This window comes from Devosia sp. Z6_126 (assembly GCF_058133495.1).
Genome location: NZ_JBYUNO010000002.1, coordinates 101,888 through 124,848 on the forward strand (window position 1 = coordinate 101,888; position 22,961 = coordinate 124,848).

At 60.7% G+C, this 22,961-nt stretch carries 22 protein-coding genes; all 22 read right to left on the reverse strand.

Translation table 11 applies throughout. From position 1 onward, the window contains the following. Positions 1-10: 10 nt before the first annotated feature. Positions 11-1,360: a proline--tRNA ligase gene (gene proS, locus AC3YOG_RS07285; RefSeq protein ID WP_489934638.1), complete on the reverse strand. Its 1,350-nt coding sequence runs from the start codon at positions 1,358-1,360 to the stop codon at positions 11-13. 386 nt (positions 1,361-1,746) lie between these two features. Continuing rightward, positions 1,747-1,995 (reverse strand): DUF1467 family protein, encoded by a 249-nt coding sequence (locus AC3YOG_RS07290; protein ID WP_172123310.1) that lies wholly within the window; start codon positions 1,993-1,995, stop codon positions 1,747-1,749. A 96-nt stretch (positions 1,996-2,091) separates the two neighbouring features. Then, positions 2,092-3,765 carry a ribonuclease J gene (locus AC3YOG_RS07295; protein WP_127753053.1) on the reverse strand — a complete coding sequence of 558 codons (1,674 nt, stop codon included), beginning with the start codon at positions 3,763-3,765 and terminating at the stop codon, positions 2,092-2,094. A 73-nt stretch (positions 3,766-3,838) separates the two neighbouring features. Continuing rightward, positions 3,839-4,675 carry a biotin--[acetyl-CoA-carboxylase] ligase gene (locus AC3YOG_RS07300; protein ID WP_127753052.1) on the reverse strand — a complete coding sequence of 279 codons (837 nt, stop codon included), beginning with the start codon at positions 4,673-4,675 and terminating at the stop codon, positions 3,839-3,841. Further along, a complete protein-coding gene (nuoN, locus tag AC3YOG_RS07305; RefSeq protein ID WP_489934639.1) occupies positions 4,676-6,121 on the reverse strand; it encodes an NADH-quinone oxidoreductase subunit NuoN in 1,446 nt (481 codons plus the stop codon). Between the two features lie 12 nt (positions 6,122-6,133). Then, positions 6,134-7,642: an NADH-quinone oxidoreductase subunit M gene (locus tag AC3YOG_RS07310; protein ID WP_489934640.1), complete on the reverse strand. Its 1,509-nt coding sequence runs from the start codon at positions 7,640-7,642 to the stop codon at positions 6,134-6,136. Beyond that, a complete protein-coding gene (gene nuoL, locus AC3YOG_RS07315) occupies positions 7,642-9,753 on the reverse strand; it encodes an NADH-quinone oxidoreductase subunit L (RefSeq protein WP_489889932.1) in 2,112 nt (703 codons plus the stop codon). The genes AC3YOG_RS07310 and nuoL overlap by 1 nt, the downstream gene beginning before the upstream one ends. Before the next feature lie 11 nt (positions 9,754-9,764). Further along, complete coding sequence (nuoK, locus tag AC3YOG_RS07320) at positions 9,765-10,073, reverse strand: NADH-quinone oxidoreductase subunit NuoK (protein ID WP_127755220.1); 309 nt, start codon at positions 10,071-10,073, stop codon at positions 9,765-9,767. Positions 10,074-10,087: 14 nt separating this feature from the next. Beyond that, positions 10,088-10,696, reverse strand: a complete 609-nt coding sequence (locus tag AC3YOG_RS07325) for an NADH-quinone oxidoreductase subunit J (RefSeq protein WP_127753048.1) — start codon at positions 10,694-10,696, stop codon at positions 10,088-10,090. Between the two features lie 11 nt (positions 10,697-10,707). Next, positions 10,708-11,196, reverse strand: coding sequence for an NADH-quinone oxidoreductase subunit NuoI (nuoI, locus tag AC3YOG_RS07330; RefSeq protein WP_127753047.1), 489 nt, complete (start codon positions 11,194-11,196; stop codon positions 10,708-10,710). After that, the gene (gene nuoH, locus AC3YOG_RS07335; protein WP_248305287.1) at positions 11,196-12,278 is read right to left on the reverse strand and encodes an NADH-quinone oxidoreductase subunit NuoH; all 1,083 of its coding nucleotides are present in this window, start codon (positions 12,276-12,278) and stop codon (positions 11,196-11,198) included. Before nuoH ends, nuoI begins: the two co-directional genes overlap by 1 nt. Before the next feature lie 21 nt (positions 12,279-12,299). After that, positions 12,300-14,366, reverse strand: coding sequence for an NADH-quinone oxidoreductase subunit NuoG (gene nuoG / locus AC3YOG_RS07340; protein ID WP_489934641.1), 2,067 nt, complete (start codon positions 14,364-14,366; stop codon positions 12,300-12,302). Between the two features lie 6 nt (positions 14,367-14,372). Next, positions 14,373-15,680 carry an NADH-quinone oxidoreductase subunit NuoF gene (gene nuoF, locus AC3YOG_RS07345; protein WP_489934642.1) on the reverse strand — a complete coding sequence of 436 codons (1,308 nt, stop codon included), beginning with the start codon at positions 15,678-15,680 and terminating at the stop codon, positions 14,373-14,375. A gap of 2 nt (positions 15,681-15,682) precedes the next feature. Next, entirely contained in the window at positions 15,683-16,864 is a 1,182-nt protein-coding gene (nuoE, locus tag AC3YOG_RS07350; protein WP_489934643.1) for an NADH-quinone oxidoreductase subunit NuoE, read from the reverse strand. After that, on the reverse strand, positions 16,864-18,060 hold the full coding sequence (locus AC3YOG_RS07355) for an NADH-quinone oxidoreductase subunit D (RefSeq protein WP_127753042.1): 1,197 nt from the start codon (positions 18,058-18,060) through the stop codon (positions 16,864-16,866). Before AC3YOG_RS07355 ends, nuoE begins: the two co-directional genes overlap by 1 nt. Then, positions 18,057-18,674, reverse strand: a complete 618-nt coding sequence (locus AC3YOG_RS07360; protein WP_489934644.1) for an NADH-quinone oxidoreductase subunit C — start codon at positions 18,672-18,674, stop codon at positions 18,057-18,059. The genes AC3YOG_RS07355 and AC3YOG_RS07360 overlap by 4 nt, the downstream gene beginning before the upstream one ends. A gap of 12 nt (positions 18,675-18,686) precedes the next feature. Further along, positions 18,687-19,271, reverse strand: coding sequence for a NuoB/complex I 20 kDa subunit family protein (locus AC3YOG_RS07365; protein ID WP_489934645.1), 585 nt, complete (start codon positions 19,269-19,271; stop codon positions 18,687-18,689). Beyond that, positions 19,262-19,627: an NADH-quinone oxidoreductase subunit A gene (locus tag AC3YOG_RS07370; protein WP_127753039.1), complete on the reverse strand. Its 366-nt coding sequence runs from the start codon at positions 19,625-19,627 to the stop codon at positions 19,262-19,264. The genes AC3YOG_RS07365 and AC3YOG_RS07370 overlap by 10 nt, the downstream gene beginning before the upstream one ends. Positions 19,628-19,898: 271 nt before the next feature. Further along, positions 19,899-20,465 carry an outer membrane protein gene (locus AC3YOG_RS07375; RefSeq protein WP_489934646.1) on the reverse strand — a complete coding sequence of 189 codons (567 nt, stop codon included), beginning with the start codon at positions 20,463-20,465 and terminating at the stop codon, positions 19,899-19,901. A gap of 245 nt (positions 20,466-20,710) precedes the next feature. Beyond that, on the reverse strand, positions 20,711-21,268 hold the full coding sequence (locus tag AC3YOG_RS07380) for an outer membrane protein (RefSeq protein WP_127753037.1): 558 nt from the start codon (positions 21,266-21,268) through the stop codon (positions 20,711-20,713). A 281-nt stretch (positions 21,269-21,549) separates the two neighbouring features. Beyond that, positions 21,550-22,092 (reverse strand): outer membrane protein, encoded by a 543-nt coding sequence (locus AC3YOG_RS07385; RefSeq protein ID WP_489934647.1) that lies wholly within the window; start codon positions 22,090-22,092, stop codon positions 21,550-21,552. 71 nt (positions 22,093-22,163) lie between these two features. Then, positions 22,164-22,823, reverse strand: coding sequence for a peptide-methionine (S)-S-oxide reductase MsrA (msrA, locus tag AC3YOG_RS07390; protein ID WP_248306965.1), 660 nt, complete (start codon positions 22,821-22,823; stop codon positions 22,164-22,166). Positions 22,824-22,961 lie beyond the last annotated feature (138 nt).

A 22,961-nucleotide genomic window follows, 5' to 3' on the forward strand; every position in this document is an offset into this window, starting at 1 on the left:
ACCTGATCGGTCAAATGTCAGTCTTTCTTTGCGGTTCAATCAGCGACCGGAGCCGCTCGACGGCGGCGGCGATGGGCAGCGTCTCGCGCTCGCCGGTCTTGCGATGCTTGATCTCGGCCTCACCCGATTTGAGCCCACGTGGCCCAAGGATGATCTGGTAGGGAATGCCGACCAGATCGGCGGTAGCAAACTTACCGCCCGCTGGCTGATCGCGATCGTCATAGAGCATGTCGAGACCCGCTGCCTGCAGCTCGCCATAAAGGGCGTCGCAGGCCGCATCGCAGACGGCATCGCCGGCCTTGAGGTTGATCAGCACCGCTTCGAAGGGGGCAACGCTGACGGGCCAGATGATGCCGGCATCGTCATGGCTGGCTTCGATGATCGCGGGCAGCAGACGGGTCAGGCCAATGCCATACGAACCCATATGCACGATGGTTTCCTTGCCGTCGGGTCCGGTGACGCTCGCCTTCATTGGCTCGGAATACTTGGTGCCGAAGTAGAAAATATGGCCGACCTCGATGCCGCGCGCGGAAATGCGTTTGTCCTCGGGCACCTGGGCCTCGTAATCGCCCATGTCCACCATCTCCTCGGTGGCAGCGTAGAGCGAAGTCCAGTCGTCGACGATGGGGTTGAGGTCGCCGCGGAAGTCGGTGTCCTTGGCCGGAATCGGCTTGTCCAGCAGGTCGCGGTGGCAGAACACCTGGCTTTCGCCGGTTTCGGCCAGGATGATGAACTCATGGCTGAGATCGCCGCCAATCGGGCCGGTATCGGCGCGCATCGGGATGGCGGTGAGCCCCATACGGGCATAGGTGCGCAGATAGGCGACGAACATGCGCTGGTAAGCGCGAACGGCGTCTTCCTTGGTCAGATCGAAGCTATAAGCGTCCTTCATCAGGAATTCGCGCGAGCGCATCGTGCCGAAGCGCGGGCGCACCTCGTCGCGGAACTTCCACTGGATGTGGTAGAGGTTGAGCGGCAGATCCTTGTAGGATTTCACATAGGCCCGAAAGATGTCGGTGATCATCTCCTCGTTGGTGGGACCATACAGGAATTCGCGCTCGTGCCGGTCCTGGATGCGTAGCATTTCCTTGCCGTAAGCATCATAGCGGCCGGATTCCCGCCACAGATCGGCGGACTGGATCGTGGGCATGAGCAGCTCGACGGCGCCGGAGCGGTTCTGCTCTTCCTCGATGATGCGCTGCACCTTCATCAGGGCCTTGTAGCCAAAGGGCAGCCAGCTATAGAGGCCCGAAGCCTGCTGACGGATCATGCCGGCGCGCAGCATCAAACGATGCGAGACGATCTCGGCTTCCTTGGGAACGTCACGGAGCACTGGCAGGAAATAGCGAGACAGGCGCATAGCGACTCCGAAAACATTAAAGCGAGGCAAGGGCTTGCTTGATGCCTATTGAAGGGCCGCGCGTCCATTCAATTCAAGCATAGAAGGCATGCAGAATCTGCGTGACAGTCCTACAACAACTTGTTAGGTTCCGTGTCAATAAAGCAAAGGCGGTTCACACCGCTAGACGTCGGCAGCGTCAGGGAGGAGCGTTGGCAGCCGCTTTCGAGCGAGCCTAAGACCAGCGTATGTCGTCAAACTCAAACAAGCAGGGCCATGTGCCCTGCTTTTTTGATTCAGTACCCTAGTCGCGCTACCCGCAAGACTAGGGCAGAGCGACTGCTTCCCGGTCATCGGCTCATCTCATCACCGTTCAGTATTGATGTCCCGTGACCGAACCGGCGCACTCAGCGATTCCAGTAGTCGTGCAAGATACCGTTGTTGACACCCCAGAGCAGCAAGGGCGTCACAACTGCAGCAAGGAGAGTCGCCACAATGACCTTGCGCAACAAGCGCGGCACTGCCGGCGCACCTGGCTCGGTGCCAGGCGTCACATTGCCAATCTCATGCTGGCTTTGGGTGCCGATGGGCAGCACTGCGACAAAGCAGAGCCACCAGACGACAAAGAAGACAGCGAGGATCGAGCCGATCGGCATGGCAATGCTTCTTTCCTATTTGCCAACGAGACATGCGCGCGGCCGGTACTAAAGTCGAGGGGGCAGAATGCCGCCCTCAAGCTTCAGTTCGGACGATCATACCCGGTGCACGAACACCGACACATTGGGCTTGCGGCCCCAATAAAGGTTCACCTCGTTGCGGATCGCCTTGAATATCGCCGAGTTGAGCACTTCGGCATCGCTGCGCCGCTTGGGGGGCATGCTTTTCAACACGCCGGCAATCGTGTCCTCGACCAGATCGGTCAGGGATTCGTCCTCGGTCTCAGGCAAACCTTCAACAACCAGGTCAGGACCCGAAACGATCTGGCCATTGCTGCTGACGCAGAGGCTGACCACCACATGGCCGCCGAAGGACAGGCGGCGCCGACCCTTGACGCCGGATTCCTCAGGCGTGCACAGCACCAGACCGTCGAGATAAAGCTCGCCGGTGCGCACTTCGGCCGGAAAGGCCAGCGGCTCGGGGAACAAGCGCACCATGTCGCCATTGCGAGCATCGATCACATTGGGAATACCTGACTCCCGACCAAGCTTGGCATGCGCCTGCAGATGCGCCGCCTCGCCATGCACTGGCACCAGCACCTCGGGCTTGACCCAGGAATATAGCTTTTGCAGCTCGCCACGGCGAGGATGGCCCGTCACATGGACCAGGCCATTGTTCTGCGTGATCAGCTCCACGCCCTTGTCGATGAGGAGGTTCTGGATATCGATCACTTCGCGCTCGTTGCCGGGAATGGCCCAGGACGAGAAGATCATGCGATCGCCCGCATTAAGCTCAATGACCGGGTGCTCGCCCCGGGCAATGCGAGCAATGGCCGCGCGCGCTTCGCCCTGCGAGCCGGTGCAGATCAAAACGACCTTGTCGCGCGGTAGGCCACGATAAGCATCCTGGTCCAGCAAGGGCGGCAGACCTTCGAGCATGCCCAGCTCGCGGGCAATGCCCATGATCCGGTGCAGCGAACGACCCGACAGCACGACCTGACGCCCCGCCTTTTCAGCGGCGCGTACGATTGAAACAACCCGGCCGACATTGGACGCAAAAGTCGTGACCGCGACGCGATTTGGTGCATTGGCGATCAGCGCTTCGAGGTTGATCGCGACCTCGGCTTCGCTCGGGCTTTCGCCCTCCTTCATTGCGTTGGTCGAATCGCAGACCAAAGCAAGCGGCGTCGAGGTATCCTCGCCAATAGCCTGCAGGCGGGCGAAATCGGTCGGCTTGTTGATCACCGGCGTCGGGTCGAGCTTCCAGTCACCCGTGTGCAGCACGCGACCGATGGGAGTCGAGATCAGCAGCGCATTGCTTTCCGGGATCGAGTGCGCGACGTTGATCGCCTCTATGGTGAACGGGCCGACATTGAACGGCTTGCCCGGCTGCATGATGGTGACATCGACATTCTCGACAATGCCATCCCCTGCCCGCTTGGCGGCCAGCATGGCGGCCGTAAAGGGCGTGCAGTAAACCGGCTTTTCAAAACCCGGCCACAGATCCAGTACAGCGCCGTAGTGATCTTCGTGGCTGTGCGTCAGGATCAGTCCAAGCACGTCATCAGCGCGTTCTTCGAGAAATTCGGGATTGGCCATGATCAGCTCGATCCCGGGCAGATCGGGACCGCCGAAGCTGACGCCGCAATCAACAACGATCCACTTGCGTGAGCGCTCAGGGCCAAAGCCATAGGCGCCCATATTCATCCCGATTTCGCCGACGCCGCCGAGCGGCACAAAAACGAGTTCGTCCCTTTGGTTTTGAGCCATGGGTTATTCAGTCCTTTCTTGGCGCGGCGCGCGGCGAACTTTGGCCACCGGTCGTCAACGCATATATTTGCGGTCAGCTCTGGGCGCTGGCCGTTGCCCCAAAATGTACGTCGCCAGCCGTGATGGCGATGCGACGATCGTCAGGCGCGCGCACAATCAGGCGTCCGCTGCCATCGATGGTTTCGAAAACGCCCCGCAGGACCTCTCCGTTCTGATTTATTGCCACCGGAGCCCCAATCCCGGCAGCGGCGGAACGCCACTCCTCAAGGATTGCTTCAACGCCGCGGCCATCATCCCACAGCCTGAACGCTTCAACCCATGAATCGCTCAAGGCCGCAAAGACCCGCTCAGCCGACTCGGGCGCGCCAAGTTCCAGGAGGCTCGTGGCGGGATAAGGCAGCCCGGTCGGCGCGGCAACCACATTGACGCCGAAGCCGATCACGACCGCCTGCCGCCCGTCAGGCGCCTTACGACCCTCCAGCAAAATGCCGGCGAGCTTAGCACCATCGGCCAGCACGTCATTGGGCCATTTCAGTGCTATCCGCGCGGGCGCACCACTTGCAGTGCCATCGGCACCATCGAGGCCGATCCGCAATCTGCCGGCCGGCAGCAATTGAGCAAGTGCGCGGTTCATTGCCACCCCGGCTACGAAGCCGAGTGTTGCAGCCAAAGTGGGGTCGGCTTCGGGCACGATCAAGAGCGTGGCGGCCAGATTACCGGCCGGGGACTCCCAATGTCGTCCACGGCGCCCCCTGCCTGCTGTTTGCTGACGGGCAGCGAACCATAACCCACCGGGATCGCCCGCCCCCGCTGCGGCGAGCGCCTCAGTATTGGTTGAGCCGATCGAGTCAAATCCGCGCAGGCGATACCCTGCCGCCCGCGCGGAGCCACCAAGAACGAACGACGTCACCTAGAACAAGCTTCCAGCCGCAGCATTAGCGGCAGAGGCAAGCGAATTGCCCAGCGTGAAGTAGTAAGTCACGACAAGGAAACCGCTTGCCGCCATGATCACGGTCAGCTCACGCGGCGCCACTACAAACTGGCGCGTCGGTTCGTCGAAATACATGGTCTTGATCACGCGCAGGTAATAATAGGCGCTCACGGCTGAAGCCAGCACGCCGATCACGGCCAGCACGAAGAGCTGCGCCTCGATGGCTGCAAGGAACACATACCACTTGGCGAAGAACCCGGCCAACGGTGGTAGGCCGATCAGCGAGAACATCAGGATCGCAAAAATGGCCGCCACAAAGGGCCGAGACTGTGCCGCACCGGCAAGGTCATCGATGTTTTCGACGTAACCGGCTTCGGTGCGCAGCGACAACAGGCAAGCGAACAGGCCTACAGTCATGGCCAAATAGATAGCCATGTAGATCGCGACGCCTTCCACCCCAACCTGCGTGCCGGAGGAAAGCCCCACAAGCGCAAAGCCGACATGGCCAATGGATGAATAGGCCATCAGGCGCTTCAGCGACTTCTGGCCAATGGCGGCAAAGGATGCCAGCACCATGGAGGCAATCGACAAGAAGATCACGATCTGCTGCCAGTCGCGGGTGATGGGCTCAAAGCTGTCCATCACCAAGCGAACCATCAGCGCCATGGCGGCGACCTTGGGCGCACCGGCCATGAAGGCGGTAACCGGGGTCGGCGCACCTTCATAAACGTCTGGCGTCCACATATGGAACGGCACGGCAGACATCTTGAACGCGACGCCCGCGAGCAGGAACACCAGGCCGAAGATCAGCCCGATCGAGCGACCTTCGTTGGCGATCGCGGCAACAATACCCTGCAGATTGGTTTGGCCGGTGAAGCCATAGATCAGCGAGGCGCCGTAGAGCAGCATGCCCGATGAGAGGGCACCCAGCACGAAGTACTTGATGCCCGCCTCGGTGGCGCGGCTATCGTCGCGCTTGATCGCGGCGAGCACATAAACCGCCAGCGACTGCAGCTCGATGCCAATATACAGGCTCATCAGGTCGTTGGCCGACACCATCACCATCATGCCCAAAGTCGCGAGCAGGATCAGAATGGAATACTCGAACTTGTGCGTGCCGTTCTCGTCAGCGTGCGGCCACGACATCATCAGCGCGAATGCCGAACCAACCAGCACCAGTGCCTTCATGAAGCGGGCAAAACCGTCCTGGATGAAGACGCCATTGAACAGCACGCCTTCAGCAGGCTGGAACACGACGAGCGCTGCCGTTGCCACCAGCAATACCACGCCCAGCATGCTGACCAGTGAAGAACGTTCTTTGTTGAGGATGACACCGACAAGCAGCAGCACAATTACGCCGACTGCCATCAGCATCTCAGGATAAGCGGGAGCCAGGCTCGCGAAATCGATGACGTCTGAGTTCACGGGGTTCCCCTCCTAGTGGGCAACAGCCACTTCGGCCGGCGCAGCAGCGCCGATCGAGGCGGAATAGTGGGCAACCAGATTGTCGACCGCGGCCGCGGTAGTATCGAGAATGGGTGCCGGATAGAAGCCGAAGAAGATGATCAGCGCGATCAATGGGTAAAGCGTCAGTTTTTCGCGCAGGTTGAGGTCGAGCATACCCCGCAGCGTTTCCTTGGTGAACGCACCAAAGATCACACGTCGATAGAGCCACAGCGCATAGGAAGCCGACAGGATAATGCCGAAGGCCGCGAAGAACGCCACCCAGGTATTGACCTGGAAAGCGCCCATCATGGTCAGGAACTCGCCGACAAAGCCGGACGTGCCGGGAAGGCCGACATTGGCCATGGTGAAGACCATGAACGCCACGGCATAGCGCGGCATGGGCGAAACCAGTCCACCATAAGCGGCAATGTCGCGCGTATGCAGCCGGTCATAGATGACGCCAACCGACAGGAACAAGGCACCCGAGACCACGCCGTGCGAGAGCATCTGGAAGATGCCGCCCTGGATGCCGAACTGGTTGCCGGCAAAAATACCCATCGTCACAAAGCCCATATGGGCCACAGACGAATAGGCGATCAGCTTCTTGATGTCCTGCTGCACGAGGGCGATCAGCGAAGTGATGATGATAGCCGCCACCGACAGCACGAAGATGACATTGGCAAACTGTGCCGAAGCATCGGGGAACATGGGCAGCGAGAAGCGCAGGAAGCCATAGCCACCCAGCTTGAGCAGGATTGCCGCAAGGATCACCGAGCCAGCGGTCGGCGCTTCGACGTGCGCTTCGGGCAGCCAGCGGTGAAACGGCCACATCGGCATCTTGACCGCGAGCGAAGCGAAGAACGCCCACCACAGCCAGGGCTGCATTTCGATGGGGAAATCATGGGTCAACAGGCGCGCGATATTGGTTGTGCCGGCACTCCAATACATGGCCATCATGGCCAGCAGCATCAGCACCGAGCCGACAAAGGTGTAAAAGAAGAACTTGTAGCTGGCCTGGATCCGGCGCTTGCCGCCCCAAATGCCGATGATCAGGAACATCGGCAGCAAGGTGCCTTCGAAGAACACATAGAACATGGCTAGATCGAGCGTGGTGAAAACGCCGATCATCAGCATCTCGAGCACGAGGAAGATGCTCATATATTCCTTCACCCGGAAGGAAATAGACTCCCAGCTGGCCAGGATGCAGAACGGCATCAACAATGCCGAGAGCACCACAAACAGCACCGAGATGCCGTCCACGCCTACGCGGTAACCGATATTATCGCCAATCCAAGGGCGGTCGACGACGAACTGGAAACCGGGATTTGCCGGGTCGAACATCGACCACATCCACAGCGACAGCACGAAGGTCACCACCGTGGTCGCCAATGCGGTCCAGCGGATCGCGTCGAACGCCGTCCTGGGCATGAAGAGGATCGCCACTGCGCCAAAAAGCGGCAGGAAAGTCAGGATCGTCAGGATAGTGTTGGCGAAGGTCATCAGATCAGTCCCCCGGCCGCAATGGCCCAGGTCAAAAGCGCCGCAATGCCGATCAGCATCACAAAGGCGTAGTGGTAGAGATAGCCGGACTGGAGCTTGACGACCCATGAGGTGACGTTGTTGACCCGCCGTCCAACACCTTCGGTCAGCTTGGCATCGATCAACCAGTCATCAAAGCCATGCCAAAGCGCGCGGCCGATCCACAAGGCAGGACGCACGAAGATCGTGTTGTAGAGCTCGTCGAAGTACCACTTGTTGAGCAGGAACTTGTAGAGGCCAGGATTGGTCTCAGCGAGCCGGCGTGGGGTTTCAGGCGAGCGGATATACATATACCAGGCCGTCACAAACCCAATGATCATCGCGAAAGTGGCTGACCACTTCACCCACAATGGCACATGGTGCGCAGCCTCGATGATCTCAGGCTCAATAACGACCGAGCCGGCGAAGAAGTGTTCGATATGGCCCACGTCATGGAAGAACATGCCGTAGAACACCGCACCCGAGAACACTGCGCCAACTGCGAGCACATATAGCGGCACCAGCATGACATTGGGTGCTTCATGGGCATTGTCATAGGCGCTGCCGTGATGACCATGAGCATGATCGTCATGGGCAGCATGCGCATCGCTGGCCGTCGCCGGCTCATGATGGGTTTCGGGGTCGCTATGCTCTGGCTCGGGATGAGCCGTCAGCGCATGCTGGGCATCGCGGGGCGAGCCGTGGAAGGTCAGGTGAATGAGGCGCCACGAGTAAAAGCTCGTGAACACGGCCGCGATCACCAGCAGCCAGAAGGCCATCGAGCCCACATTGCCGCCATAGGCGTAAGCCGCCTCGATGATGGAGTCCTTGGAGAAGAACCCGGCAAAGCCGATGAACTCGGTTCCCGGAATACCCACACCCGTCAGCGCCAGGGTGCCGATCAGCATCATGGCATAGGTGATCGGGATCTTCTTGGCGAGGCCACCCATGTTGCGCATGTCCTGCTCGTGATGCATGGCGTGGATCACGGCGCCCGCACCCAGGAACAGCAATGCCTTGAAGAAGGCGTGCGTGAAGAGGTGGAACACGCCGGCCGTATAAGCCCCCGTCCCCAGCGCCACGAACATGTAGCCCAGCTGCGAACAGGTGGAATAAGCGATCACGCGCTTGATGTCGTTCTGCACCAGACCGACCGTCGCGGCAAAGAACGCGGTGATCGCGCCGATGACGATGATGAAGGTCAGTGCCGTCGGCGAGGTTTCGAATAGCGGCGACAGCCGTGCAACCATGAACACGCCGGCCGTCACCATGGTCGCGGCATGGATCAGCGCAGACACGGGCGTTGGGCCTTCCATGGCGTCGGGCAGCCAGGTGTGGAGCAGGAACTGCGCCGACTTGCCCATGGCACCCATGAACAACAACAGGCAGATCACCGTCATCGCATGCAGGTCCCAGTTCAGGAACCGCATGCTCGCTTCGGCTGCCTCTGGGGCAGCATGGAACGCGCTGTCAAAGTCGAGATGGCCGAGCACCATGAAGGCGCCAAAGATGCCGAGCATGAAGCCAAAGTCGCCTACGCGGTTGACGATGAAAGCCTTCATGGCGGCAGCATTGGCCGACGGACGGGTGTACCAGAAGCCGATCAGCAGATAGGAGGCGAGGCCCACGCCTTCCCAACCGAAGAACATCTGGAGGAAGTTGTCGGCGGTCACCAGCATCAGCATGGCGAAGGTAAAGAGCGACAGATAGGCGAAGAAGCGCGAGCGATGCGGATCCTCGGCCATGTAACCAATCGAATAAACGTGCACGAGGCTGGAAACGGTGGTGACGACCACCAACATGATAGCCGTGAGCGTGTCGACGCGCAGCGTCCAGTGCATGTTCATGCTGCCGACCTGAATCCAGCGCATCAGGTCGACCTTGAGCACCGCGGCGTGGCTGCCTTCGGCAATCTCGGCTCCAACCAGCCCGCCGCCAAAGGCGATGGGCAGGAAGACGATCCAGCTCAGCACTGCGGCAATGATCAGCAAGCCGGTGGTGATGAATTCGCTCGGCCGATGGCCGATAATACGGCCCAGCAGGCCGGCAATGAGGGCGCCCGCGAGGGGCAGGAAAACAATCGCTTGGATCATAGCGGTGCTGCTTAGCCCTTCATCTGGTTGACGTCTTCAACCGCAATCGAGCCGAGATTGCGGTAGAAAATTACGAGAATGGCGAGGCCAATTGCCGCCTCGGCAGCCGCCACCGTCAGGATCAACAGCGCAAAGACCTGCCCCTGCAGGTCGCCCAGATGCGCGCTGAAGGCCACGAGGTTGAGGTTGACCGCCAGGAGGATCAACTCGATCGACATCAGAATAACGATGATGTTGCGGCGGTTGAGGAAAATGCCGAACACGCCCAGCGTGAACAGGATTGCCGCGACGGTCAGGTAGTGACCGAGGCCGATTGCCAAGCCCATGATTACTCCTACAGCCCTTGACCGCTTTTGACTTTGACGACTTCCAGCGTGTCTGCCGGCTGCCGATTGACCTGCACCGACGGATCCTGGCGCTTGATGCCGGGCTTGTGGCGCAACGTCAGCACAATCGCACCGATCATTGCCACCAGCAGAATCGCGGCCGCGCCCTGGAACAGGAACACGTAGCGCGTATAAAGCACCTGCCCTAATGCGCGCGTATTTTCAACGCCCGCGTCGATCGGCAAGGCGCCAATTCCACCTGCTTCTGGTGCGATCCAGGAGCTGCCGGCCACGAGCAGGAGCTCGAGCAGCAATACGATCCCCACCAGGACGCCGATCGGTGCATATTGCAGCGAGCCGCGGCGCAGGTCCTTGAAGTCAACGTCCAGCATCATGACGACAAACAGGAACAGCACTGCCACAGCGCCGACATAAACCACGATCAGGATCAGAGCGAGGAACTCGGCGCCGGCCAGCATGAACAGCCCTGCAGCGTTGACGAACACCACGATCAAAAACAGCACCGCGTGCACGGGATTGCGCGAGGACACGACCATGAACGCCGAAGCGATCGCCACGACCGAGAAGAGATAGAAAAAGAACAGGGGAAGGCTCATCCGGTCTTCCTTCAGCGATAAGGTGCGTCGGTGGCGATGTTGTGAGCAATTTCGCGCTCCCAGCGGTCGCCATTGGCCAGCAGACGCTCCTTGGAGAAGTAAAGCTCCTCACGCGTTTCGGTGGCGAACTCGAAATTGGGGCCTTCAACGATCGCATCTACCGGGCAGGCTTCCTGGCAGAAGCCGCAATAAATGCACTTCACCATGTCGATGTCGTAGCGCACCGTGCGCCGGGTGCCGTCATTCTGGCGGGGGCCAGCTTCGATGGTAATGGCCTGTGCCGGACACACCGCTTCACACAGCTTGCAGGCAATGCAGCGCTCTTCCCCATTGGGGTAGCGCCGAAGGGCATGCTCACCACGGAAGCGCGGGCTCACCGGGTTCTTTTCGAACGGGTAGTTCACCGTCGGCTTGGGCGTGAAGAAGTAGCGCATGGCAAGGAAGAACCCCGTCACGAACTCCTTCAGCAGCAGCGAATTTACAAATCTCAGGGCGTGCATCAGGCAACCCCTCCATGCCAGCCCCAGCCAGTCAGCTGCAGGACGAATGCGAGAACAATGACCGAAACCAACGAGAGCGGCAGGAAGATCTTCCAGCCCAGGCGCATCAACTGGTCATAGCGGTAGCGCGGCACGATGGATTTGGTCATGGCGTAAAAGAAGAAGAAGAAACACACCTTCAGCACGAACCACACCGCACCCGGGATCCAGGTGAAAGGCGGCAGGTCGATCGGCGATGTCCAGCCGCCCATGAACATGATGGTCATCAGCGCGCACATCAGGATGATGGCGATATACTCGCCCAGCATGAACAACAGGTAAGGCGTGGAGGAATATTCCACCATGAAGCCGGCCACCAGTTCCGACTCTGCTTCGGGCAGGTCAAATGGCGGGCGGTTGGTTTCGGCTAGAGCCGAAATCATGAACACGATGAACATCGGGAACAGCGGCAGCCAGAACCAGTTGAGGAAGGTCAGCCAGGGCAGTCCGATCATGTGCGCCAGGCCCATCTCATACTGCGCCTGCACGATATCGGTCAGGTTGAGCGAACCCACGCAGAGCAGCACGGTGATGATCACGAGGCCGATCGAGACTTCGTAGCTGACCATCTGTGCCGCCGAGCGCAGCGCGCCCAGGAACGGGTATTTCGAGTTCGAGGCCCAGCCGCCGATGATCACGCCGTAAACGCCGAGGGACGAGATTGCGAGCACATAAAGAATGCCCACATTGATGTCGGCGATCGCCCAGCCAGGGCTGATGGGAATAACCACCCAGGCCGAAAGCGACAGGGTCGCAGTGATCAGCGGCGCCAAAAGGAACATGAGCTTGTCCGACCCGGCGGGCAGGATGGGTTCCTTGAACACGAATTTGAGCAGGTCGGCAAAGCTCTGCAGCAGGCCAAACGGGCCCACGACATTGGGGCCACGGCGGATCTGCACGGCCGCCCAGATCTTGCGGTCGGCAAGCAGGATAAAGGCGGTGAAGATCAGCAGGGTGACGAGGAGCAGCAGGCCCTTATACACGAAGCCAACCTGGGTGCCCCCGAGGAAGGGCACGCCAAGCAGGTAGTCAAGAACGGCCATAACAGAGTCCATAGCGCTCCCCTACTCCGCTGCCTGACGCAGGCCGGCAGCCATGGCAGCGCATTCGCCCATGGTTGCCGAGGCGCGCGCGATCGGGTTGCTGAGATAAAAATCACTGACCGGAGAAGCAAAGCTAAGCTTCTTGCCGCGCGTCGAGCCCTTGGCCAGTTTGGTGATGTCGGCGAGCTTAATGGGCGCAACATCATCGATCCGGGCGAGATGCGGGTATTCAGCATAAAGCGCGGCGCGCAGCTGCGGCAGCGAGTTGAATGGCAGGGTCACGCCGGCAACTGCCGAAAGCGCCCGGAGGATGGCCCAGTCTTCCTTGGCCTCGCCGGGTGGGAACACGGCCCGGGTCGTGACCTGCACGCGCCCTTCGGTGTTTACATAGGTGGCGCTCTTTTCGGTATAGGCGGCGCCAGGCAGGATGACGTCGGCGCGGTGAGCGCCATTGTCGCCATGGGTGCCCAGATACACCACCAAGGTGTCGCCAAGACCTGTGAGGTCGTATTCATCGGCGCCCAGCAGGAACAACACGTCAACGCCGCCCGCCAGCATGGCCGCCGTATCGGCAGAACCTTTGGCGGGCACGAATCCGATATCGAGAGCCCCGACGCGAGCTGCTGCATTGTGGAGCACGGCAAACCCGTTCCAGCCTTCGGCCAGTTCCGGATTGCCGGTCGCCAATTGTGCGGCCGCAGCCAGGACATCGCCCGTGGCAGCGCCGTCGCCCACGATCACGAGCGGTCGCTTGGCCTGCTTCCAGGTATCGGCGAAGGAGCCGAGGCCCGCAGCCAGGTCTAGCAGCGTGTTGTTGCCCGAACCGAGATGCTCGTAGGTATAGGTCAGGTCAGCGGCTTCCCCGATCACGCCGATCGGCAGGCCGGTGGCGCGCCACACCTTGCGGATGCGGGCATTGAGCACAGCCGCTTCACGGCGCGGATTGGTGCCGACGAGGAGAATGGCGTCAGCCTGCTCGATCCCGGCAATGGTGGGATTGAACACATAGCTGGCGCGACCGCCGGCAGGGCTCAGGGCCGAGCCAACCGGGCGCGCATCGATATTGCTCGAGCCCAGCGAGGCCAACAGCGTCTTGAGCGCAAACATTTCCTCAACGCCCGCAAGGTCGCCGGCAATGGCGCCGATGCGCACGCCAGGCTTCTTGACGGCCTTGGCAACGGTCGCGAACGCGTCTTCCCAAGTGGTCGGCGCGAGCTTGCGGTTGCGCCGGACATAGGGGCGGTCAAGGCGCTGGGACTTGAGCCCATCCCACACATAGCGGGTCTTGTCGGAAATCCACTCTTCGTTGATCGCCTCGTTGACGCGCGGCAGGATGCGCATCACTTCGCGACCACGGCTATCGACGCGGATGGCCGAACCGAGCGCATCCATGACATCGATGCTCTCGGTCTTGCTCAATTCCCATGGACGGAACGAGAAGGCATAGGGCTTGGAGGTCAGTGCGCCTACCGGGCACAGGTCAACCACATTGCCCTGCAACTCGCTCGACAGCGCCTTTTCCAGATAGGAGGTGATCTCCGCGTCCTCACCGCGACCCAGCAGGCCCATCTCGGCAATGCCGGCCACTTCGGTGGTGAAGCGGACGCAGCGCGTGCAATGGATGCAGCGGTTCATCGAGGTCTTGACCAGCGGCCCAAGATACTTGTCCTCGACCGCGCGCTTGTTTTCGGCAAAGCGGTTCTTGTCCACGCCATAGGCCATGGCCTGGTCCTGCAGATCGCATTCACCGCCCTGATCGCAGATCGGGCAGTCGAGCGGATGGTTGATCAGCAGGAATTCCATCACGCCTTCGCGGGCCTTCTTCACCATTGGCGTGTTGGTGAACATTTCGGGCGGCTCGCCATTGGGGCCGGGACGCAGGTCCTTCACCGCCATGGCGCAAGAGGCCTGGGGCTTGGGGGGGCCGCCCTTCACCTCGACCAGGCACATGCGGCAGTTGCCGGCCACCGACAGGCGCTCATGGTAACAAAAGCGCGGAATTTCGGCGCCGGCCGCTTCGGCAGCCTGCATCAGGGTGAAGTGATCGGGAACTTCGACGAGCTGGCCGTCGACCTTGATATTTGCCATCGGGCCCTACTCCGCCGCGATCGACGGCACCGCGCCGTCGGAGGTGGATGAATATGTATACTGGTCGATCCGCTCTTCGATTACATGGCGGAAGTTGCGGATCAGGCCCTGGATCGGCCAGGCCGCAGCGTCGCCAAGCGCGCAGATGGTATGGCCTTCGATCTGCTTGGTTACCTCGAACAGCATGTCGATCTCGCGCTTCTGGGCGCGACCTTCGACCATGCGATCCATGACGCGCATCATCCAGCCGGTGCCTTCGCGGCAGGGCGTGCACTGGCCGCAGCTTTCGTGCTTGTAGAAAGCGGCAAGGCGCCAGATGGCTTTGATGATATCCGTCGACTTGTCCATCACGATGATGCCGGCGGTGCCGAGCGAGCCGCCCACTTCACGCAGGCCATCGAAGTCAAAGATGGCATGGCGGATCTTTTCGCCGGGCACGCAAGGCACGGACGAGCCGCCGGGGATCACGGCGAGCAGATTGTCCCACCCGCCGCGAATACCGCCGCAATGCTTTTCGATGATTTCTTCGAAGGTGCAGCCAAGGGCTTCCTCGAAGGTCGCGGGCTTGTTGACGTGGCCCGAAACGCACATCAGCTTGGTGCCGGTATTGTTGGCGCGGCCGATAGAAGCGAACCAAGCGCCCGAACGACGCAGGATTTCGGGCACAACGGCGATGGACTCGACATTGTTGACCGTGGTCGGGTTGCCGTAAACGCCCATGCCGGCGGGGAATGGCGGCTTGAGCCGGGGCTGGCCCTTCTTGCCTTCCAGCGATTCCATCAGCGCAGTTTCTTCGCCGCAGATATAGGCGCCCGCGCCGTGATGGACGATGATGTCCAGGTCCCAGCCATGGATGTTGTTCTTGCCGATCAGCTTGGCGTCATAGGCCTCCTGAACGGCCTGCTCCAGGTGCTGCCGCTCGCGGATGAATTCGCCGCGCACATAGATAAAGGCCAGGTGCGCATCCATGGCGCGGGCCGCCAGAAGGCACCCCTCCACCAGATGGTGCGGATCATGGCGCAGAATATCGCGGTCCTTGCAGGTGCCGGGCTCGGATTCATCGGCATTGACCAGCAGGTAATGTGGGCGCCCGTCAGACACCTTGGGCATGAAGGTCCACTTCAGCGCCGTCGGGAACCCCGCCCCGCCGCGGCCGCGCAAGCCAGAAGCCTTGACCTCGTTGGTGATCCAGTCGCGGCCAGCATCGATGAACTCGCGGGTGCCTTCCCAGGCACCGCGCGAGCGCGCACCGGCCAGTGTCCAGTCGCCCTGACCATAGAGATTGGTGAAAATGCGATCTTTGTCAGCGAGCACGATTATGACTCCGACTTGTCGTCGTTGGAGATGTCGCCGCCATGTTCCACGGTCGGCTTCAAATCCTCGGTTTTGGGCTTGCGGCGCCGAACGGGCTTTTTGGCCGCAGCATCAACGGCTGCCGCGTCTTCCCCGCTCAACTCCTTGCTGTCGACCACCGTGCTGCCGGAGGTCGATTCCGCTTCTTGGGCATCTGGCTGCGTACCGCCGCCGGCGGCGCCATCGCTGCTGCCCGAGCGGCTTTCCTTGCCTGGAGCCTTGCCACCGTCGATCTTGCTGGCGTCGCTTTCCGCGCCAGTGGCGTCAGGCCGCATCGCCTTGTTGGGCTCGCCATCGGCATTGGCTTCGCGGTCGAATTCCTTGCGCTCGGCTTCGGCATGGGCCTGTGAAACCTTGCCCTGGGGCGCCGGTCCCTTGAAGGCAGGTGCAGAGTCTTCGTTGACATCACGCGGCTTGGCCGCAGTGGTCGGCGCCTGGGGCGCTGCCGGCTTGGGTGCAGCAGGCGCGGCACCTGCCGGTGCGGCAGCGTCGGCCGGAGGCGCCGGCGGCACGAACTTTTCGCGCTTCGCGGTCGGTGGCTCGTTGAGCGTCGTGCGTCCGCCTTCGGCCGCGGAATTCAGCCGCTCGATCTGGGTGCCCGTCTTGATGCTGGCGCCCTGCCCCGCGGCAAAGGCATCGACGATCTCTTCGAAGCGCTCTGGGCTCAGGTCTTCGTAGGTGTCGTGGAAGATGGCGACCATGGGAGCATTGACGCAGGCGCCCAGGCACTCGACCTCTTCCCAGGACATGGTGCCATCCGCATTGGTATGGCGCTGTTCGGGATGGATCTTGCTTTTGCACACCTCAATCAGCGCTTCCGAACCGCGCAGCATGCAGGGCGTCGTGCCGCAAACCTGAATATGGGCGCGGGTGCCGACAGGTGCCAGTTGGAACTGCGTATAAAAAGTCGCAACTTCCAGCACCCGGATATAGGCCATGCCAAGCATATCCGCGATCGTCTCGATCATGGCCCGGGTGACCCAGCCATCCTGATCCTGTGCCCGCATCAGCAGCGGAATCACTGCCGATTGCTGGCGTCCTTCGGGATAAAGGCCAATGGTGCGTTCCGCCCAGCGGGCGTTTTCCGAATTGAACGCGAAAGAAGCCGGTTGAACCGACTCGTCTGCAAGGCGACGCGCAACCATCAGCGATCAACCTCTCCGAAGACGATGTCTAGTGAGCCCAGGATCGCCGAAACGTCCGCTAGCATGTGGCCGCGACACAGGAAATCCATGGCTTGAAGATGGGCAAAGCCGGGAGCCCGGACCTTGCAGCGATACGGCTTGTTGGTGCCATCCGAGACCAGATAGACGCCGAACTCGCCCTTGGGCGCTTCCACGGCGGCATAGACCTCGCCGGCGGGCACCTTGAAGCCCTCGGTGTAGAGCTTGAAGTGATGAATCAGCGCTTCCATCGACCGCTTCATCTCACTGCGCTTGGGCGGCACGACCTTGCCGTCGAGCGCAGCAATCGGACCCTTGCCTTCGGGGGCATTAAGGCGATCGATGCACTGCTTCATCAGCGAGGTCGACTGGCGCATTTCTTCCATGCGGATCAGGTAGCGATCATAGCAATCGCCATTCTTGCCGATCGGAATGTCGAACTCGAGCTCTTCGTAGCACTCGTAGGGCTGGCTCTTGCGCAGGTCCCAGGCAGCCCCGGCGCTGCGCACCATGATCCCCGAGAAACCCCAGTTCCAGGCATCCTCGAGCGACACGACACCGATATCGACATTGCGCTGCTTGAAGATACGGCTATCCGTCAGCAGCGTGCCGATATCCTCGAGCGCTGAAGGGAAGGTCTTGGTGGCAAAAGCCTCGATATCGTCGATCAGGTCCTGCGGCAGGTCCTGGTGCACGCCACCGGGGCGGAAATAAGCGGCGTGCAGGCGACTGCCCGACGCGCGCTCATAAAACATCATCAGCTGTTCGCGCTGCTCGAACCCCCAAAGCGGCGGGGTAAGTGCGCCGACGTCCATGGCCTGGGTGGTCACGTTCATCAGGTGCGACAGCAGACGGCTGATTTCGCAGAACAAGACGCGGATCAGTTGCGCGCGGCGCGGCACTTCGATGCCGAGCAGCTTTTCCACTGCAAGGCAGAAGGCGTGCTCCTGGCTCATCGGCGCCACATAGTCGAGGCGATCGAAATAGGGCACGGCCTGCAGATAGGTCTTGTGCTCGATCAGCTTTTCGGTGCCGCGATGCAAGAGGCCAACATGCGGGTCCACGCGTTCGATGATTTCGCCATCAAGCTCAAGGATGAGGCGCAGCACGCCGTGCGCCGAAGGGTGCACGGGACCGAAATTGAGTGTGAAATTGCGGACTTCGGCTTCTAAAGTCATTGCTTCGCCTTCTCGTCGCCCGGCAGCACGTAATCGGTGCCTTCCCAGGGCGACAGGTAATCGAAAGAGCGGAATTCCTGGTGCAGCCGGACCGGCTCATAGACCACCCGCTTGCGCTCCTCATCGTAGCGAACTTCGATGAAGCCCGTGAGCGGGAAGTCCTTGCGCAGGGGATGACCGTCAAAGCCGTAGTCAGTCAGCAGGCGGCGCAGGTCCGGATGGCCCGAGAACAGCACGCCGTAAAGATCATAGGCTTCACGCTCGAACCAGTCGGCACCCTTGAACACGCCGGTGATGCTGGGCACCGGCACGATGTCGTCGGCGGCCAGCTTCACGCGGATGCGCAAATTCGTATAGGGGCTGAGGAAGTGGTACACTACCTCGAAGCGTTCCTCACGCTCGGGGTAGTCGGCGCCGCAAATGTCGATGATGCTGACCATCCGGCATTGCGGGTCGGTGCGCAAGAATTCAGCTACCGCCACAATCGAGTCGCGCTCGACCATAACCGTCAGTTCGCCAAAAGCGATAGCGGTCTCCAGCACGGCGCCGCCAAGCGAGCGCGCTACATGCTCGCCCAGGGCGGCAAGTGGATCGACCTGGATTGCCTCATCCATACCCAAAAGACCTTATCGCTCGATGGTACCGGTGCGGCGGATCTTCTTTTGCAGCAGCAGAATGCCGTAAAGAAGCGCCTCCGCGGTGGGGGGGCAGCCAGGAACATAGATGTCGACCGGCAGGATGCGATCGCAGCCACGCACCACCGAATAGGAATAGTGGTAGTAGCCGCCGCCATTGGCACAGGAGCCCATGGAGATCACATAGCGCGGCTCGGGCATCTGGTCATAGACCTTGCGCAGGGCCGGAGCCATCTTGTTGGTCAGCGTGCCGGCCACGATCAACACGTCCGATTGGCGTGGAGACGCGCGCGGTGCGGTACCGAACCGCTCCACGTCATAGCGCGGCATCGACATCTGCATCATCTCGACGGCGCAGCAGGCCAGGCCCGTCTGCATCCACATCAGCGAGCCGGTACGTGCCCAGTTGATCAACTGGGAAACGCTGGAAACCAGGAAGCCCTTGTCGGCCAGCTCGTCGGTCACATCCGTGAAGAACGGATCGTCGGCGCCGGCCGGCTTGTTGGTGCGCGGGTCGATCAGCGCACTGGGACGAGGCGTCACCAGCGTGCCGTTGTTTTGTTCACTCAATCCCATTCAAGTGCACCTTTCCGCCATTCATAGAGGAAGCCGACGGTCAAAACGCCCAGGAAGATCATCATCGACCAGAAGCCGAACCAACCCACATCCCGGAAAGCCACCGCCCAGGGGAACAGGAACGCAACTTCAAGATCGAAGATGATGAAGAGAATCGAGACGAGATAGAATCGCACATCGAACTTCATGCGGGCGTCGTCAAAGGCATCAAAGCCCGCCTCAAAGGCCGATACTTTTTCTGGATCGGGGCGCTTCACTGCAATCAGGAAGGGCGCGATCAGCAGTGACATGGCGATCAAGCCAGCCAAACCGACAAAAAGCACGATGGGCAGGTAGTTGCTGAGCAATTCAGTCATGCGGCAGCCTGTGTTCTAGACCCGACCGGGCGGTCGGTTTACGCGCCGGCAGCGCAAGCAATTGGGGCAAGCGACGCGGGGCGAAATTGATGCCTCCGCTTAGACCTTCCACCCGGTTGTTTCAAGGGAAAGAAAATCTGATCTAACAGATCATGTATAGGCGAGCAGACGTGCCGACGTTTCGACCGCTTATTTAGTGCAGAGCAGGCAAAAGAAAAGGCCCCGCAATGCGGGGCCTCAACACTAGACCGTCATCAGACAGTCGGCATTCTTAGAAGTGGTAGAACACACCAACGGTGGCCTTGCCAGCAGCGAAGAAGTCGTCGTCGCCGTCGATGTCATCGTCGTCGTCCAGGTTGCCCAGGCCGAGAACTTCACCACGGAGCGACACGGAGTCGGTCAGGGCAACTTCAACGCCAGCGCCGAGAGCATAGACGCCCTGTTCGTCGTCGCCACCAACGGTGGAGCCGAGACCACCAGCTGCGTAGATCAGGACCGAGTCGGTCAGCAGAGCGCCAACGCGACCGAGGGCCAGGATCAGGCCGGCATCATCGTCGCCGTCCAGGAACAGGTAATCAGCCTGCAGCTCGATACCGACAACGATCGGATCGGCAACGGTGAAGTTCACACCGATGATACCGCCGACCAGGCCGGTGGTGTCGACGTCGTCGGCAAAGATGCCGCCGGCTTCGATACCAGCATAAAGGCCATCCCAGCTGAAGCCGGCAGCTTCATAGATTGGCTCTGGGGTGGTTGGGATGATGAGATCGGCAGCCTGCGCGCCGACCGAAGCAACAACGGCGATGGAAGCGCCAAGGAGAAGAGAACGAATGGCCATTAAAGCCCCCATATCAAGGAAGAATACGAGAGTAGTGGGGCAAGTACAGATTCGCCGCAAGGGCGATTGTGGCCTTCTGGGCCGGCCGGGCAACGCTTGTTGGCAGCTGTTGCACTAAGGCCGCACTGTGGCAGATCGTGTTAACACCTTGTTAAAACCAAAACGGCGAACCGCGGTGCGGTTCGCCGAATTGGGTTTGCAAGTTTGTGCTGGCAGGGCGTCACCGCCCTGCCAGCTTGCAGATCTTAGAAGTGGTAGAACACGCCAACGGTTGCCTTGGCAGCGTTGAAGAAGTCGTCGTTGGAATCATCGTCGTCGTCGAGCGAGCCGAGACCAAGAACTTCACCGCGCAGCGACACGGAGTCGGTCAGAGCAACTTCAACGCCACCGCCGAGAGCGAAGACGCCTTCTTCGTCGTCACCACCAACAGTGGTGCCAACGCCGCCAGCTGCGTAGACCAGGACCGAGTCGGTCACAACGGCGCCAACGCGGCCGAGAGCCAGGATCAGGCCGGCATCATCGCCGTCCAGGAACAGGTAGTCAGCCTGCAGCTCGATACCGACAACGATCGGATCGGCAACAGTGAAGTTCACACCAACGATACCACCGACCAGGCCGGTCGTGTCGACGTCGTCGGCAAAGATGCCGCCGGCTTCGATACCAGCATAGAGGCCATCCCAGCTGAAGCCAGCAGCTTCATAGATTGGCTCTGGAGCGGTTGGGATGATGAGGTCGGCAGCCGAAGCGCCGGAAACGAGGAGCGCCGTAGCGGCGACACCGAGGGTAAGCGAACGTACAAACATAATCTTGCACTCCCATAGAGTTAACCGTAGTCGACGGCTTAGATGCCTCACTACAATGCGCGAGGCAACCCTATGGTGACGCAAAAAGGGCACCGCAGCTAACACCTGGTGACCATTCGGGGGTCGGTGTTGCCAGAATACCGCGCTTTTGGCTCAGTTTGATACAATTGGGCAGGCGGCAGCAAGAATTCTGGCGGCAATGTGTCACAACCGAGGCAGCTTGGCGACTCAAATTGTGAAGAATGCAGGCAGATTCGCGCGCTCACCAGCAAATGGGGCACTCAGAAGTGGAATCGCGCCCCGAGGGTGACCTGATCGCTTGATTCCTCTCCTGCGATCGGGAACCCATGTAGATACTGCGCCTCGACCGTTACGCTCTCGCTTACCGCGAACTCGAGGCCTCCACCCAGCAGCACCTCTTCTTGTTCGGGCGCGCCCAAGTCGATCCCATAGCCTCCGGCGGCATAAACCAGCACGTCATCGGCGACGATCAGGCCGGCGCGGCCCAGGATCTGCCCGTAGCTGGTTTCCCCCACATCCCCGGAAAGCCCCTGCACTGAAACTTCCGCCCCCACCAGATAGAAGTCGAACTGGAGATTGACGCCAGCCTGGATGCCAAGCATGGCTTGGGTGTCCGAACCGGTGGCGCGCGCGCCACCATAGATGCCAGCGTAAAAGCCGCTCCAATCGAATGGAGCCTCTTCATATAAGGGCAAGGCGGCCGGGGTGCTGGTTTCCACGAGGATCGGATCAGCCGCATGCGCTGCGCTCACCCCGAGAAGGGTCAGCAGCACCGGTACAATTAGCTTTCCCGTTCTGGCCATGGCGTGCGTCCTTGCCTGGCCAACCAACGTGGCGGCCACGCAGCAGTTCCTCTGCCCGGCAAATGTGCTCTTTATAGGGTACCCACGAGTACGGGCTCCTCGCGGAACCGCTCGGGAAAGAGTGCCTTGAGCGCGGTGATCTTGGGTAGGTCATGCACCGCAATGTAGGGCCAGGTTGGATTGAGCGTCAGAAAGTCCTGGTGATATTGCTCGGCCGGGTAGAACGCCATCAAGGGCTCCAGCGTCGTGACGATCGGGCCTTCGAACAGTTCGGCACCATCAAGCTGTTTGATATAGGCAGCCGCGATTCGCTCCTGCTCAGGGTTTTGCACGAAGATGGTCGAGCGATACTGGGTGCCGTGATCGGGACCCTGGTAGTTCAGTTGCGTCGGATTATGGGCAACCGAGAAATACACCTGGAGCAGATCGCCATAGCTCACCACGGAAGGGTCATAGGTCACCTCAACCGCTTCGGCGTGCCCCGTGGTCCCGCTGCTAGTCAGATCATAGGTCGCGGTTTCAGCCGCGCCACCGGAATATCCCGATACAGCCTTGGTAACGCCCTCCAGGTGCTGGAACACCCCCTGCACCCCCCAAAAGCAGCCGCCAGCAAAGACTGCCACGGCGGTGTTGCCGGTTTGGGTCAAGTCGACCGTAGGTGGGGGAATCTCCACGGCCTTTTCCTGCGCCATCAGCGGGGCGCAGAACCAGGCCAGGGCTAGCAGGGGCAATATAAAGAGAGTGGCCCAAAATCCGGTTGAGCTAGAGGCACGCAAGGCAGCAGCGGAACGGTTCGATGGCACGGGATGATCCTCTCGGGGCGGCTGGGCCGCATTGCCCAACAATATGGAGCCGGCCACGCCAGAGTT

Bases quoted from the DNA above. Each gene is read 5' to 3' on its own strand.
- AC3YOG_RS07375 (WP_489934646.1), bottom strand. From the start codon at position 20,465: ATGGCCATTCGTTCTCTTCTCCTTGGCGCTTCCATCGCCGTTGTTGCT.
- AC3YOG_RS07370 (WP_127753039.1), bottom strand. From the start codon at position 19,627: ATGACTGAATTGCTCAGCAACTACCTGCCCATCGTGCTTTTTGTCGGT.
- AC3YOG_RS07360 (WP_489934644.1), bottom strand. From the start codon at position 18,674: ATGGATGAGGCAATCCAGGTCGATCCACTTGCCGCCCTGGGCGAGCAT.
- AC3YOG_RS07295 (WP_127753053.1), bottom strand. From the start codon at position 3,765: ATGGCTCAAAACCAAAGGGACGAACTCGTTTTTGTGCCGCTCGGCGGC.
- nuoG (WP_489934641.1), bottom strand. From the start codon at position 14,366: ATGGCAAATATCAAGGTCGACGGCCAGCTCGTCGAAGTTCCCGATCAC.
- AC3YOG_RS07385 (WP_489934647.1), bottom strand. From the start codon at position 22,092: ATGGCCAGAACGGGAAAGCTAATTGTACCGGTGCTGCTGACCCTTCTC.
- AC3YOG_RS07310 (WP_489934640.1), bottom strand. From the start codon at position 7,642: ATGACCTTCGCCAACACTATCCTGACGATCCTGACTTTCCTGCCGCTT.
- nuoL (WP_489889932.1), bottom strand. From the start codon at position 9,753: ATGATCCAAGCGATTGTTTTCCTGCCCCTCGCGGGCGCCCTCATTGCC.
- AC3YOG_RS07290 (WP_172123310.1), bottom strand. From the start codon at position 1,995: ATGCCGATCGGCTCGATCCTCGCTGTCTTCTTTGTCGTCTGGTGGCTC.
- AC3YOG_RS07380 (WP_127753037.1), bottom strand. From the start codon at position 21,268: ATGTTTGTACGTTCGCTTACCCTCGGTGTCGCCGCTACGGCGCTCCTC.
- AC3YOG_RS07365 (WP_489934645.1), bottom strand. From the start codon at position 19,271: ATGGGATTGAGTGAACAAAACAACGGCACGCTGGTGACGCCTCGTCCC.
- AC3YOG_RS07325 (WP_127753048.1), bottom strand. From the start codon at position 10,696: ATGAGCCTTCCCCTGTTCTTTTTCTATCTCTTCTCGGTCGTGGCGATC.
- nuoE (WP_489934643.1), bottom strand. From the start codon at position 16,864: ATGGTTGCGCGTCGCCTTGCAGACGAGTCGGTTCAACCGGCTTCTTTC.
- AC3YOG_RS07355 (WP_127753042.1), bottom strand. From the start codon at position 18,060: ATGACTTTAGAAGCCGAAGTCCGCAATTTCACACTCAATTTCGGTCCC.
- proS (WP_489934638.1), bottom strand. From the start codon at position 1,360: ATGCGCCTGTCTCGCTATTTCCTGCCAGTGCTCCGTGACGTTCCCAAG.
- nuoH (WP_248305287.1), bottom strand. From the start codon at position 12,278: ATGGCCGTTCTTGACTACCTGCTTGGCGTGCCCTTCCTCGGGGGCACC.
- nuoI (WP_127753047.1), bottom strand. From the start codon at position 11,196: ATGCACGCCCTGAGATTTGTAAATTCGCTGCTGCTGAAGGAGTTCGTG.